This is a genomic window from Streptomyces sp. Ag109_O5-10, assembly GCF_900105755.1.
GTDB lineage: Bacteria > Actinomycetota > Actinomycetes > Streptomycetales > Streptomycetaceae > Streptomyces.
Window position 1 is genome coordinate 937021 of the sequence record NZ_FNTQ01000001.1, and the last position, 13445, is coordinate 950465.

The following is a 13445-nucleotide window of genomic DNA, read 5'->3' on the forward strand; positions in this document are numbered from 1 at the left end:
AAAGTCCCCGCCAACCTCACTGGTGCGGCAGCAACTTGACGGACTCTCAGGGAATGTCAACCGACCGGGACACCGGCCTCCAGATAGAACGCGGCTCCGCGTTCGCGGGCCCGCAGAGCCCAGCGCAGCCGCTCGTAACGCACCGGGGGCAGCAGGTCGGCGGCCTCCTGCTCGGTGACGAACCGCCAGTCCCGCAGCTCCGGCCCCGGCAGCACCAGCCGCCGCGCCTCGGCGGAGTCGAGCCGGCCGCCGTCGAAGAGCAGGCGCAGGCCGCCGTAGCGGGGCGGCGCGGGCTGCTCCCAGTCGACGACGAGCAGCCCCGGCAGCTCCTCCAGCCGTATCCCGGTCTCCTCCTCGACCTCCCGCACGCCCGCCCGGGCGGGGGCCTCACCGGGCTCGACGACACCGCCCGGGAACTCCCAGCCGGCCTTGTAGGTGGGGTCCACGAGGAGGAACCGGTTGTGCTCGTCGAAGAGGAGGACGCCGGCGGCGACGGTCTCGGCGGTGGGTTCGGGGGTTTGCACTATGTCACATACCGCGGCTTCGCCACTGCCCACCGCCTCCGCCACCCGCACCGCCGTCTCGTACGGGCTGAGCGCGCTGCTGTCGACGAGATGCGCGTCGGCACTGATCCAGGAGGCGAGGGCGGTGCGGTAGGGCTCGATCTGGTCGTACGACCACTGGCGGATCCGCATCTCCCCGTCGGGCAGGTCGGACGGGATCGCCCGGCCGGCTATCCGCTCGCGCAGGATCGTTTCCGCCGGGGTGAGGCACAGGTGCCGGACCGGGATCCGGCGGGCGGCGAGGCCACCGAAGATCTCGTCGCGATACTCCTGGCGCAGCAGCGTCATCGGTACCACCAGGGTTCCGCCCAGCTCCGCGAGCAGCGCGGCCGCGGTGTCGATCACCAGCCGGCGCCAGATCGGCAGATCCTGGAAGTCCCCGACCTCCGCGAGATGCTTGGCCGGCAGCAGGTGTGTCAGCGCCCCGCCGATGAGCTCGGGGTCGAAGAGCGTGCTGTTCGGGATCAGTTCGATCAGTTCACGTGCGGCGGTGGTCTTACCCGCACCGAACGCGCCGTTGACCCAGACGATCACGGACTCCCCCTCTTCTGTTGGCCCCTGTGGCTTGCCCGCTCCACACTGCCACGGAAACCAGTTCCCGTTGAGGGCGCGCAAGCGACGGTGCCGGTGTCCGTCGCCCGGAACACCGGCACTGCCGTCCCCTCGGTCTTCGCCGGGCTACTCCTGACCCAGGAAGTCCGGGTCGGTCTGGAAGCTGTCCTCGCCGACGACATGGCCGACGTGGTCCAGGGCATCCGACACGTACAGGTCGCCGAGCGGGCCGTCGTCGGCCGCGTGGGACGGGGTGATGGCGGCCACGACGAATCCGGTGGCCAGGCTGGCGATGGCGAGCATGCTGCGCTTCTTCATGCCCGTCTCAACTGCGCCGACGGCCGGGGGTCACGGGCTTACCCGCGAGGGGAGCAAGCGGTAAGCCCCGGCGGTCACCGGCTGGACATCGGACCATCCGGGCCGAGCAGGTCCGGGCCGAGCCGGCTCCCGACGAAACATCGAATCATCATCACCGCTCCCTTTCCAACACAGTCAGACGGGTTCTAACGTAATCGCACAGAGCAATGACGCGTACATGGCGTCATCGCACCATGCGCGAGTCGGAGGAACGTAATGACGCGTCACCCTCACACCCGCACGACCCGCCGAAAAGTGATCGGAGCACTGGCCGCGGCCCTGCTGTGTACGGCGGGCCTCGCCGCACCCGCCGTCGCCGCCCCGAAGCCCACCTCTCCCGCCCCGGCCGACGGCCTCGCGCTCACCCCGCCGATGGGTTTCAACAACTGGAACTCCACGCACTGCGGCGCGGACTTCGACGAGGCCATGGTGAAGGGCATCGCCGACCTCTTCGTGGCGAAGGGCCTCAAGGCCGCCGGCTACCGGTACGTCAACCTCGACGACTGCTGGGCGCTGCCCGAACGGGACGCCGACGGCAAGCTGGTCCCGGACCCCGCCCGGTTCCCGGACGGCATCAAGGCCGTGGCCGACTACGTGCACGGCAAAGGCCTCAAGCTCGGCATCTACACCAGCGCCGGCACCAAGACCTGCAACGAGGCCGGCTTCCCGGGCGGCCTCGGGCACGAGTACAGCGACGCGCAGCAGTTCGCCGACTGGGGCGTCGACTACCTCAAGTACGACAACTGCAACAACCAGGGTGTGGACGCAAGACAGCGGTACACCACCATGCGCGACGCGCTCCGGGCGACCGGCCGCCCCATCGTCCTCAGCATCTGTGAATGGGGCGAGAACAAGCCCTGGGAGTGGGCCGCCGACGTCGGCCAGCTGTGGCGGACCACCGGGGACATCAGCGACAGCTGGGGCTCGATGGTGTCGATCCTGAAGCAGAACCTGCCGCTCGCGCCGTACGCGGGCCCCGGGCACTGGAACGACCCGGACATGCTGGAGGTCGGCAACGGCGGGATGACCGACACCGAGTACCGCTCGCACTTCTCGATGTGGTCGGTCATGGCCGCCCCGCTGCTCATCGGGACCGACCTGCGCAAGGCGTCTCCTGCGACCTTCGACATCCTGGACAACAAGGAGGTCATCGCCGTCGACCAGGACCCGCTCGGCAAGCAGGGCACGGTGGTCTCCACGGAGGACGGGCGTTGGGTCGTCGCCAAGGAGATGGCGGACGGCAGCCGCGCGGTCGCCCTGTTCAACGAGTCCGGCTCACCCCGGCGCATCGCGACCTCGGCGGGGGCCGTCGGCCTGCCGAAGGCCCCCGCCTACACCCTGCGCGACCTGTGGCAGCACCGGAGCTACAACACCGCGGGCACCATCTCCGCACTGGTCCCGGCGCACGGCACGGTCCTGGTGCGGGTCGCGGCCGACCGGCACTGGGCAGCCAACCCGCCGGCCGTCGAACTGGGTCTGGACGGCAGCCCGTTCACCGAGCCGGGCAGCACGTCCGCGCTCACCACGTCGGTCACCGACCTCGGCCGTACCGCGGCCGGGAAGGTCTCGGTGTCCCTCACCGGCCCCGCGGGCTGGACCGTCCGGGCGACCTCGCCGACGAAGGCCCCCGCGCTGACGACCGGCCGTGCCCTGCGCACCAGTTGGAAGGTGAGCGCACCCGAAGGGACACCGAGGGGGGCGTACGACCTCACCCTGAAGGCGAGTTACCGGTCGCCGACGGGAACGCGGGCCGAGAGCGCGGCGACGCTCACGCTGACCGTCGCGGACCCACCGCCGGCCGGAAGCTCCTACCTCAGCGACCTGCCCTGGCTGTCGACGAGCAACGGCTGGGGACCGGTGGAGCGCGACATGAGCAACGGGGAGACCGCCGCGGGCGACGGACATCCGATCACCGTCGGCGGGGTGGTGTACGCCAAGGGGCTCGGCACCCACGCGCAGAGCGAGGTCGACTACTACACCGGGAAGGCGTGCGAGAAGGTCACCGCGGACGTCGGGGTGGACGACGAGGAAGCGGCCAACGGCACCGTCTCCTTCGAGGTCTGGGCGGACGGCACCGAGGTCGCCTCGACCGGCGTGCTCACCACCGACATGGCCGCCCAGCCGCTCACCGCGGACGTGACCGGCGCCGAGGTGGTCCGTCTCGTCGTCACCGACGGCGGTGACGGCATCACCTCCGACCACGGGGACTGGGCGAACGCGCGCATCACCTGCTGAGTGCCCGCGCGTCCGTCCCCGGTCCGGTCGGCCGGGCCTGAACCCCGGCCGACCGGACCTGAACGTTCCTGCAGGGCCCGACGAAAGCCGTCGGACCGCCGTCAGACCCCCGCCGCCTCCGCGTCCGGCCTCGCGGCCAGCGCGGCCGCGGCGGCACCCACCAGGCCCGCGTCCGTGCCCATCTGGGCCGGTACGACCGTGAGGCGCTGGACGAAGGAGAGCGTCGCGTAGTCGGTGAGGGCCTTGCGCAGGGGCGTCAAGAGGATGTCCCCCGCCTTGCCGACGCCCCCGCCGATCACCGCGATGTCGATCTCGACCAGGGTCGCGGTGGCCGCGATCCCCGCCGCGAGCGCCTGCGCGGCCCGCTCGAAGGAGGCCACCGCGACGGGGTCGCCGGCCCGGGCCGCGGCCGCCACCGCCGCCGCCGAGGTGTCGCCGTCCGGACCGGGCAGCCAGCCGCCCTCCAGCGCGCGCCGGGCGATGTTGGGGCCGCTCGCGATGCGCTCGACACAGCCGCGCGACCCGCAGGGGCAGGGGTCCCCGTCGAGGTCGACGCTGATGTGGCCGATGTGGCCGGCGTTGCCGGTCGGGCCGGGGTGCAGCCTGCCGCCGAGCACCAGGCCGCCGCCGACGCCCGTCGAGACCACCATGCACAGCGCGTTGTCGTGGCCGCGGGCCGCGCCCTGCCAGTGCTCGGCGGCCGTGATGGCGACGCCGTCGCCGATCAGCTCGACCGGCAGCCCGCCGGCGGCCGCCCGCACCCGCTCGACGAGCGGATAATCCCGCCAGCCGGGCACGTTGACCGGGCTCACGGTGCCGGCGGAGGCGTCCACCGGGCCCGCGCTGCCGATCCCGAGCGAGCGGGCGCGCCCCCACAGCGGTGAACCGGCGAGTTCGCCGACCACCTCCTCGACGGCCCCCATGACCGTCTCGCCGTCCTGCTGGGCGGGCGTCGCGCGCTGGGCGCGCGCCTGGATCCGTCCGTGACCGTCCACCAGCGCGCCGGCGATCTTGGTGCCGCCGATGTCGAGGGCCGCCACGAGGTCGGTGTGCATCAGAGTCAGTTCTCCCCGTCAACCATGAGTAGCCGAGTGACACAACAGGCCGGTCAAGCGGTGGGGACGCAGGCCGGAGATTGCGGTGGACAGTCTCCCTTGCATCTGACAACGTTGTCCAGGCTCTATGCTCGACGCCACATCCTCATACAAACCCACGAGTCTGTGTATCCCTGATACAAACCCAGGAGCCCAGACACAATCCGTGAGCCCATGCATCCCGTGGACGACAGGACAGGACGCCGCATCGTGCCCGAGACCTCCCGCCGCGCAGACCGTCTCCCCGGCTCCCGTTACGGGACCCGGCCGACGATGAAGGACGTGGCGGCGCGGGCCGGTGTGGGCCTCAAGACGGTGTCCCGGGTGGTCAACGGCGAGCCCGGGGTGACCCCGGACACCGAGCGCCGGGTCCAGGAGGCGATCGACGCGCTGGGCTTCCGCCGCAACGACAGCGCGCGGGTGCTGCGCAAGGGCCGTACCGCGAGCATCGGCCTGGTCCTGGAGGATCTCGCCGACCCGTTCTACGGCCCGCTCAGCCGCGCGGTGGAGGAAGTGGCCCGCGCGCACGGGGCGTTGCTCATCAACGGCTCCAGCGCCGAGGACCCGGAGCGGGAGCAGGAGCTGGCGCTCGCGCTGTGCGCGCGGCGGGTGGACGGCCTGGTGGTGATCCCGGCCGGGGACGACCACCGCTACCTGGAGCCCGAGATCAGGGCGGGCGTGGCGACGGTGTTCGTGGACCGCCCGGCCGGGAGGATCGAGGCCGACGTGGTGCTCTCCGACAGCTACGGCGGCGCCCGGGACGGGGTCGCCCACCTGATCGCGCACGGCCACCGCCGGATCGGGTTCATCGGCGACATGCCCCACATCCACACGGCGGCCGAGCGGTTGCGCGGCTACCAGGCGGCGATGGAGGACGCCGGGATAGCCGTCGAGGCCGCGTGGACCTCCCTCGGCGTGACGGACCCGGAGCGGGTGCGCCGGGCCGCCGAGGAGATGCTCTCGGGGCCGGAGCCGATCACGGCGATCTTCGCCGGCAACAACCGGGTCACCGTCACCGTGATCCGCGTCCTCGCCGAGCAGGCCCGCCCGGTCGCGCTCGTCGGCTTCGACGACATCGAACTCGCCGAACTGCTGCACCCGGGCCTCACGGTCGTCGCCCAGGACGCGGCCCTGCTCGGCCGCACGGCCGCCGAACGGCTCTTCCGTCAGCTGGACGGCACCCTCATGGCACCCGAGCGCATCGAGCTGCCGACCAGACTGATCATGCGCGGCTCGGGCGAACTGGCCCCGGCGGACTGAGCCGCGCATGACGGACCGGACGCGCACGGAACCGCGCCACCGCACGGCCCCCGACCGGGATTTCACCGAGGCGAGCCGCGGGAAGACCGGCCGGACGCAGGCGGCGCCGAGCCGCCCGGCGACCGGACGGAGGCCGGCCGCGCCGAGCCGCACGACGGACTGCCGCCCGCACGCCGGTGCGAGCCGCCCGTGACCGGCCGCACGCTCGCGGAGCTGGGTCTCGACGAGGCACCCCGGGACCGTCCGCTGACCTACCCCGGTGCCTGGCCGGCCGACTCCGGGCTTCTCGACGGCGACCGGCTGCTGCCGCTCGGACGTCTGGTGCACGACGAGGACCGGGTACCGGTGCTCGCGGTCGGCTCCAACGCCTCACCCGCCCAGCTCCAGCACAAGATGGCCGAGTTCGGTGTCACCGGGGCCATTCCCATGGTGCGCGCCCGGGTGTGCGGCCTCGACGTCGGCGTCTCCGCGCACGTCAGCCGCCTCGGCTACGTCTCCGCGTCCCCGGTCGCGTCCCCTTCGGCGGTAAGGGAGTTGTTCGTCCTCTGGCTGGACGGGAGGCAGCTGGAGGTGATCGACGCGAGCGAGGGCGTACCGCTGCCGAACGGGAACTTCAGGCGGGCCTGGCTGCCCGCCCCGGCCGTCCGCGCCACCCTCGCGGACGGCACGACGCTCCCCGGTGTGCACGCGTACGTCAACCGGCACGGCGTGCTGCACGACGGCACCGGCGCGCCCCGCCGTCACCCAGGCGAGCACGCCCTGCTCACCGAACTCCTGGCGGAGTCGGCCGAGTTGAGAGAGCTGTTCGGTGGCACGCCCGAGCAGTTCTGCGCGCGGGCGCGAGCCGACGCGGCGCTGTGCGGGCGGGGCACCCGGCTGTTCGCGGAACGGAAGTGGGCGGTCGCGTCGGGGCTGGAGCGGTACGTGCGTGCTCAGCAGACGGGAAGTCCGGGGAGCGGCTCGTCGTTCGTGCCGCCCTCGATGTAGACGTCGCTGATGTACACGCCGGTGTTGCCCTTGTCGTCGTCGGTACGGGCCCACCAGACGTTGGTCCGCCGGCCATGGGTCTCCCGGCGGCCCAGGTCGGTCTGGCAGGAGAACGCGTGGACGCCCTGGCGGACCTTGCCGGCCTTGGCGCCGTCGGCGGTGTAGGCCTTGGCGCCGCCGCTGCTCACCTGGCAGGTGTACGTGCCGTCTCCCGCGGACGCGCAGACCGGGACGGGGGTGGCGGGGGCGGTGGCCGTCGCGGTGGCGGAGGCGGTGTCGGAGGGGCTGGGGCCGGAGGTCTGTGCTCCGGAGGGTGTGGCGGAGGCGCCGTCCGCCGGTCCGGTCGGTGCGCCCCCGGCGGCGTGCGTGGCGCTGCCGGCCGGTACGGCGCCCGTCTCCGCGCCCTGTCCCAGGGGGTCGGCGCCGTCCGGGTGCCTGGCACCGGTGCCGCGGGCGCTCTTGGAGGCGCCGGCCGGCGCCGGGGCGGACGGCCCGGCGTCCGTCCTCGCCGACTGCCCCCTGTCGTTCCGTAACGCGACCGTGAGCCCGGTCGCCGTGAGGACGACGGCGACGGCCACCACGACGAGCACCCGGGCCCGGCGGCGGGTGGGGCCCGGCCGGACGGGTCTCGTCGGTGCGTCCGGGGCGCCGGTCAGGGGCGCGGGCGCTAATCCTCGGGCGGGCACCAGCCCGGCGCCCGGGGTGCCGGCTCCCGTGGCGAGTCCGGCGGCGGGCACCGGGGCGAGCTGTCCGGCGTGCTCCGGGAGGGGCCCCTCCGCGGACTTCCGGACCCGCCCGTCGCCGGCCCCCGCACCGGCCTCCCGCCCGGTTCCCGGGTCAGGCCCCTCCTCCGGCGGTACCGCCGACCCGGCGCCGGTCTCCGGCCGCTCGGGCGCGCGCTCCCGCAGGGCCGTCGTCGGCGTGTCCGGGACCGTTTCCCGCGCCACCGCCCGGAGCAGCGCGCAGGCCTCCTCGGCGTCCGGGCGGGCATCGGGAACCTTGTCCATCAGGCGCCGGAGCACGGGCGCGAGCGGGCCGGCCCTGCGGGGCTCCGGGAGGGGCTCGTCGACGATCGCGGTGAGCGTCGAGAAGGTGGACGTACGGCCGAACGGCGAGGCGCCCTCCACGGCCGCGTACAGGGCGGCGCCGAGGGCCCAGATGTCGGAGGCCGGGCCGGGGGACGCGCCCTTGGCCCGCTCGGGCGCCAAATAGTCCAGGGAACCCACGAGTTCGCCGCTGCCGGTCAGCTGGGTGGCCGAGCCGTCGCCGGGATCCGCCATGGTGGCGATGCCGAAGTCGGTGAGGACGACCCGGCCCGAGCGGTCGAGGAGGATGTTGCCGGGCTTGACGTCGCGGTGCAGGACGCCGACCCGGTGGGCCGCGGCCAGGGCGTCCATGACCTCGGTGCCGACGCGGGCGGCCTCCTGCGCCCCGAGCGTGCCGCGCTCGCGCAGCAGGTCGTCCAGGGAGGGTCCGTCGACCAGTTCCATGACGATGAGCGGGCGGCCGTCGACCTCGGCTATGTCGTGCACGACGACCACCCCGGGGTGGCGTACCCGGGCGGCGGCCCGCGCCTCGCGCTGCATTCGCAGCCGCAGGTCGGCGAGTTCGGGTGCGGCGCTGTCGGTGTAGGCGCGCAGTTCCTTCACGGCGACCTCGCGGCCGAGGACCTCGTCGACGGCGCGCCACACCACACCCATGCCACCGCGCCCGAGCCTGGCCACGACCCGGTACCGCCCTGCCAGCAGGCGACCGGTCCCGTCAGCCTGTCCGTACGAACCCGACACCGCAGCCCCGTTCCTGAACGTCCGTGAATGGCGCACCAGAGTACGGGTCGGTGACAGGGTCAGTTCAAGTCGGCTGGAAAAGCTGTGACTTGACCGGTACGCGCTACTTCCCGGAGGCCGTCAGACCGCCGCGCCTGGGCATCGCGAAGGCCTCCAGGTCGGCCCGGGTCAGGCCGGTCAGCCGGGCCACCTCGCCGTTGTCGAGGGCGCCGCAGTCCAGGCCGCGCAGCAGGTAGCCGCTGAGGGCCTTGGCGGTGGCGGGCTCGTCCATGACGTCGCCCCCGGCGCGGTTGACGTACCGGGCGAGCCGGGCGGCCGCCTGCTCCAGGCCCTCGCGGTAGAAGGCGAACACGGCCGCGTACCGGGTCGGCAGATGTCCGGGGTGCATGTCCCAGCCCTGGTAGTAGGCGCGGGCGAGGGCGCGCCGGGTGAGGCCGTAGTGCAGCCGCCAGGCGTCGTGCACCCGGGCCGTCGGGCCGACCGGCAGGACGTTGGTGGAGCCGTCCGAGACGCGTACGCCCGTACCGGCGGCGGCGACCTGCATGACCGCCTTGGCGTGGTCGGCGGCCGGGTGGTCGCTCGCCTGGTGGGCGGCGGAGACCCCGAGGCAGGCGCTGTAGTCGAAGGTGCCGTAGTGGAGCCCGGTGGCGCGGCCTTCGGCGGCCTGGATCATCCGGGCGACGGTGGCGGTGCCGTCGGTGGCGAGGATGGACTGGCTGGTCTCGATCTGGATCTCGAACCCGATCCGGCCGGACTCCAGCCCGTGGATCTTCTCGAAGGCCTCCAGGATCCGGGCCATCGCGGTGACCTGTTCGGGGTAGGTCACCTTGGGCAGGGTGAGCACGAGCCCGGCGGGCAGTCCCCCGGCCGCGATCAGCCCGGTGAGGAAGATGTCGAGGGTGCGGATGCCCCGGTCGCGCACCGGTGCCTCCATGCACTTCATCCGGATGCCCATGTACGGCGCCGCGGTGCCCTCGGCGTACGCCTCGGCGATGAGCCGGGCGGCGCGGGCGGCGGTCTCGTCCTCCTCGGCGTCGGGGCGGGGGCCGTAGCCGTCCTCGAAGTCGACGCGCAGGTCTTCCACCGGCTCCCGCTCCAGTTTGGCGCGGACCCGGGAGTGGACGGGCTCGGCGAGCTCTTCGGGCAGGCCGAGGACGGCGGCGAAGGCGGCGGCGTCGGGGGCGTGTTCGTCGAGGGCGGCGAGGGCCCGGTCGCCCCAGGAGCGGATCGTGCCGGCCGTGAAGGCGTCGCCGGGGACGTACACGGTGTGGACGGGCTGACGGGTCCCCGGATCACCCGGATAGCGGCGCTCCAGTTCGGCGTCGACGGGTGCGAGGGAGGCGCTGATCTCCTCACTGACGGCGCCCGCGAGGCTCGTCTCCACCTTCTCCTGCCGGCCCTGACCCATCCCACACCCTCCTGTTTTCCACTGTACGGAATCAACAATCCGTTGAATGAAGGTATCCGGGCGTCTCGCGGGCGGTCAACACCGTGTCCACGGGGCGACACGCCCCCGTCTGGGCACGTTCACGCTCGTCACACCCGTGGGTATCACACTGCTCAACGCCCGCCCGTCCGGCTTGTGCCTCCCTGAAGGAGCCGTCGTGCCGAACCAGCGTCGAGTCACCCGCCGGCTGGGACTGCAGACCCTGTTGGCCGCAGCGGTCACCGTGCCCCTCTCCAGCGCCGCGATCACCACCTCGTCCGCCTCGTCCGCCTCCTCCGCCTCCTCCGTCGGCTCGCGGGCCCGCCGGGCCGCCACCCTCGCGGCACCGGCGCGGCCGGCCCCCCGGCTCGACGTCATGACCTTCAACCTGCGGTACGCCGGCACCGCCGAGCCCAACAGCTGGGCCGACCGCCGCCCGGTGATGGCCGAACTCCTGCGCCGCGCACAGCCCCAGGTCATGGGCACCCAGGAGGGCCTCTACCAGCAGCTGCGCAACATCGACAGCGACCTCGGACCGCACTACGACTGGGTCGGCACCGGCCGCGAGGGCGGCAGCCGCGACGAGTCGTCGGCCGTCTACTACGACCTGCGGCGCCTGGAACCGCTGGAGCACTACACCTTCTGGCTCTCCGACACCCCGGAGGTCATCCGCTCCAACACCTGGGGCGCCGCCTTCCCCCGCATCGTCACCTGGGTCCGCTTCCGCGACCTGGCCGACGACGGGCGGGAGTTCTACGTCGCCAACACCCACTTCGACCAGAAGAGCCAGTACGCCCGCGAGCGCAGCGCCACGCTCCTGGTCAGGCGGATCGCGGAGTTCGACCGGAGGCTGCCCGTGGTGGTGACCGGCGACTTCAACGCCTACGCCCACAAGAACCGGGCCTACGACACCCTGGTGGACTCGGGGCTCCTCGACACCTGGGACGCGGCGGAGCACCGCGGCCCGCAGTACGCGACCTTCCACGGCTACCACCGCCTCAAGCCCGACGGCGAGCGGATCGACTGGGTCCTGACCTCGCCGGGCGTGACCACGCACCGGGCGACGATGGACACCTTCTCGATGCACGGCCAGTTCCCGAGCGACCACCTGCCCGTGCAGGTCTCGCTGAGCCTGCGCTGAACCGGGGCCGCTCGCGCACGACGAGGCCCCCGCGACCGGTGCCGGTCGCGGGGGCCTCGACTGCCCTGCGGCGGTGATCAGCCCTTGCGGGCCTTGACCTCCTCGGTCAGCTGCGGGACGACGTCGAAGAGGTCGCCGACCACGCCGAAGTCGACCAGCTCGAAGATCGGGGCCTCGGCGTCCTTGTTGACGGCGACGATGGTCTTCGAGGTCTGCATGCCCGCGCGGTGCTGGATCGCGCCGGAGATGCCGTTGGCGATGTACAGCTGCGGGGAGACGGACTTGCCGGTCTGGCCGACCTGGTTGGTGTGCGGGTACCAGCCGGCGTCGACGGCGGCACGCGAGGCACCGACGGCCGCGCCGAGGGAGTCGGCGAGGGCCTCGATGATCGCGAAGTTCTCGGCGCCGTTGACGCCGCGGCCGCCGGAGACCACGATCGCGGCCTCGGTCAGCTCCGGACGCCCGGTCGACTCGCGCGGGGTACGGCCGGTCACCTTGGTGCCGGTCGCCTTGTCCGAGAAGGTCACCGCGAGGGCCTCGACCGCGCCGGCGGCCGGGGCGGCCTCGACGGCGGCGCTGTTGGGCTTGACCGTGATGACCGGGGTGCCCTTGGAGACGCGGGACTTGGTGGTGAAGGACGCGGCGAACACCGACTGGGTGGCCACCGGACCCTCGTCACCGGCCTCCAGGTCGACGGCGTCGGTGATGATGCCGGAGCCGATGCGCAGCGCGAGGCGGGCGGCGATCTCCTTGCCCTCCGCGGAGGACGGCACCAGCACGGCGGCCGGGGAGACGACCTCGACGGCGGCCTGCAGGGCGTCGACCTTCGGGACGACCAGGTAGTCGGCGTACTCGGACGCGTCGTGAGTGAGGACCTTGACCGCGCCGTGCTCGGCCAGCGCGGCGGCGGTGTCGGCGGCGCCGTTGCCGAGCGCGACGGCGACGGGCTCGCCGATGCGGCGGGCGAGGGTCAGCAGCTCCAGGGTGGGCTTGCGGACGGCACCGTCCACGTGGTCGACGTAGACGAGGACTTCAGCCATGGGAATGCTCTCCTGCTTGGATCAGTTGAGGGACGGTCGGCGCGTGCGGGGCTCAGATGAACTTCTGGCCCGCGAGGAACTCGGCGAGCTGCTTGCCGCCCTCGCCCTCGTCCTTGACGATCGTGCCCGCGGTGCGGGCCGGACGCGCGGTGGCGTCCTGGACCGCGGTCCAGGCACCCTCCAGGCCGACCTCCTCCGCCTCGAGGTCGAGGTCGGACAGGTCCCAGGACTGAACCGGCTTCTTCTTGGCGGCCATGATGCCCTTGAAGGACGGGTAACGCGCCTCACCCGACTGGTCGGTGACGGACACGACCGCCGGCAGGGAGGCCTCCAGCTGCTCGCTCGCGGCGTCGCCGTCGCGGCGGCCCTTGACCGTGCCGTCCTCGACCGAGACCTCGGAGAGCAGGGTGACCTGCGGGACGCCGAGGCGCTCGGCGAGCAGGGCCGGCACGATGCCGGCGGTGCCGTCGGTGGAGGCCATGCCGGAGACCACCAGGTCGAAGCCGGCCTTCTCGATCGCCTTGGCCAGCACCAGCGAGGTGCCGATGGCGTCGGTGCCGTGCAGGTCGTCGTCCTCGACGTGGATCGCCTTGTCCGCGCCCATGGACAGCGCCTTGCGGAGCGCGTCCTTGGCGTCCTCGGGACCCACGGTCAGCACGGTGACCTCGACGTCGTCGTCCGAGTTCTCCGCGATCTGCAGCGCCTGCTCGACCGCGTACTCGTCCAGCTCGGAGAGGAGACCGTCCACGTCGTCACGGTCGACGGTCAGGTCATCGGCGAAGTGCCGGTCGCCAGTGGCGTCGGGCACGTACTTCACAGTGACAACGATCCTCAGGCTCACGCCGGCTCTCCTACTGCATCGTCTTTTCTGGGCTGCCTCTTGCAGGCAGCATAGGCGCCCCAAGCGGCTCATCCCGGTCGGGGCGGCCGCGCGCTCCGAACGAAATATTACTCATCAGTACACCCAGTTCGTTCCCGCTAAGCAAGCGCTTTGAACTGTGAC

Annotated in this window: 11 protein-coding genes; 4 read left to right on the top strand and 7 right to left on the bottom strand. The window is 72.7% G+C overall.

What is annotated here, in order from left to right; translation table 11 throughout:
• Nucleotides 1-56 precede the first annotated feature (56 nt).
• Complete coding sequence (locus BLW82_RS04435) at nt 57-1097, bottom strand: NUDIX hydrolase (protein WP_093497563.1); 1041 nt, start codon at nt 1095-1097, stop codon at nt 57-59.
• 144 nt (nt 1098-1241) lie between these two features.
• On the bottom strand, nt 1242-1433 hold the full coding sequence (locus BLW82_RS04440; protein WP_093497564.1) for a hypothetical protein: 192 nt from the start codon (nt 1431-1433) through the stop codon (nt 1242-1244).
• A gap of 255 nt (nt 1434-1688) precedes the next feature.
• On the opposite strand from BLW82_RS04440, the gene BLW82_RS04445 reads away from it, so the two are divergent.
• A complete protein-coding gene (locus BLW82_RS04445; protein WP_177232831.1) occupies nt 1689-3707 on the top strand; it encodes an NPCBM/NEW2 domain-containing protein in 2019 nt (672 codons plus the stop codon).
• 101 nt (nt 3708-3808) lie between these two features.
• Here the strand turns inward: BLW82_RS04445 and BLW82_RS04450 are convergent, their stop codons facing one another.
• Entirely contained in the window at nt 3809-4762 is a 954-nt protein-coding gene (locus tag BLW82_RS04450) for an ROK family protein (RefSeq protein ID WP_093497566.1), read from the bottom strand.
• Between the two features lie 213 nt (nt 4763-4975).
• Here BLW82_RS04450 and BLW82_RS04455 point away from each other — a divergent pair, with 213 nt between their 5' ends.
• Entirely contained in the window at nt 4976-6061 is a 1086-nt protein-coding gene (locus BLW82_RS04455) for a LacI family DNA-binding transcriptional regulator (RefSeq protein WP_177232832.1), read from the top strand.
• Between the two features lie 189 nt (nt 6062-6250).
• The gene (locus tag BLW82_RS04465; RefSeq protein WP_093497568.1) at nt 6251-7048 is read left to right on the top strand and encodes a hypothetical protein; all 798 of its coding nucleotides are present in this window, start codon (nt 6251-6253) and stop codon (nt 7046-7048) included.
• Here BLW82_RS04465 and BLW82_RS04470 read toward each other — a convergent pair.
• Nucleotides 6994-8772, bottom strand: a complete 1779-nt coding sequence (locus tag BLW82_RS04470) for a serine/threonine-protein kinase (RefSeq protein WP_093507852.1) — start codon at nt 8770-8772, stop codon at nt 6994-6996. The genes BLW82_RS04465 and BLW82_RS04470 overlap by 55 nt on opposite strands.
• Nucleotides 8773-8938: 166 nt before the next feature.
• On the bottom strand, nt 8939-10243 hold the full coding sequence (locus tag BLW82_RS04475) for a DUF6986 family protein (RefSeq protein WP_093497569.1): 1305 nt from the start codon (nt 10241-10243) through the stop codon (nt 8939-8941).
• 196 nt (nt 10244-10439) lie between these two features.
• Between BLW82_RS04475 and BLW82_RS04480 the strand changes: the two genes are divergently transcribed.
• The gene (locus BLW82_RS04480) at nt 10440-11402 is read left to right on the top strand and encodes an endonuclease/exonuclease/phosphatase family protein (RefSeq protein ID WP_093497570.1); all 963 of its coding nucleotides are present in this window, start codon (nt 10440-10442) and stop codon (nt 11400-11402) included.
• 77 nt (nt 11403-11479) lie between these two features.
• On the opposite strand, the gene BLW82_RS04485 is transcribed toward BLW82_RS04480, so the two are convergent.
• Both BLW82_RS04485 and BLW82_RS04490 read right to left on the bottom strand, forming a co-directional pair.
• On the bottom strand, nt 11480-12442 hold the full coding sequence (locus BLW82_RS04485; protein WP_093497571.1) for an electron transfer flavoprotein subunit alpha/FixB family protein: 963 nt from the start codon (nt 12440-12442) through the stop codon (nt 11480-11482).
• Nucleotides 12443-12494: 52 nt separating this feature from the next.
• Complete coding sequence (locus tag BLW82_RS04490) at nt 12495-13283, bottom strand: electron transfer flavoprotein subunit beta/FixA family protein (protein WP_093497572.1); 789 nt, start codon at nt 13281-13283, stop codon at nt 12495-12497.
• Nucleotides 13284-13445: the final 162 nt, after the last annotated feature.

What these genes read in the sequence shown, in the direction of transcription:
- BLW82_RS04445 (WP_177232831.1), top strand. Translation starts at nt 1,689, where the DNA reads ATGACGCGTCACCCTCACACCCGCACGACCCGCCGAAAAGTGATCGGA.
- BLW82_RS04450 (WP_093497566.1), bottom strand. Translation starts at nt 4,762, where the DNA reads ATGCACACCGACCTCGTGGCGGCCCTCGACATCGGCGGCACCAAGATC.
- BLW82_RS04485 (WP_093497571.1), bottom strand. Translation starts at nt 12,442, where the DNA reads ATGGCTGAAGTCCTCGTCTACGTCGACCACGTGGACGGTGCCGTCCGC.
- BLW82_RS04440 (WP_093497564.1), bottom strand. Translation starts at nt 1,433, where the DNA reads ATGAAGAAGCGCAGCATGCTCGCCATCGCCAGCCTGGCCACCGGATTC.
- BLW82_RS04455 (WP_177232832.1), top strand. Translation starts at nt 4,976, where the DNA reads ATGCATCCCGTGGACGACAGGACAGGACGCCGCATCGTGCCCGAGACC.
- BLW82_RS04475 (WP_093497569.1), bottom strand. Translation starts at nt 10,243, where the DNA reads ATGGGTCAGGGCCGGCAGGAGAAGGTGGAGACGAGCCTCGCGGGCGCC.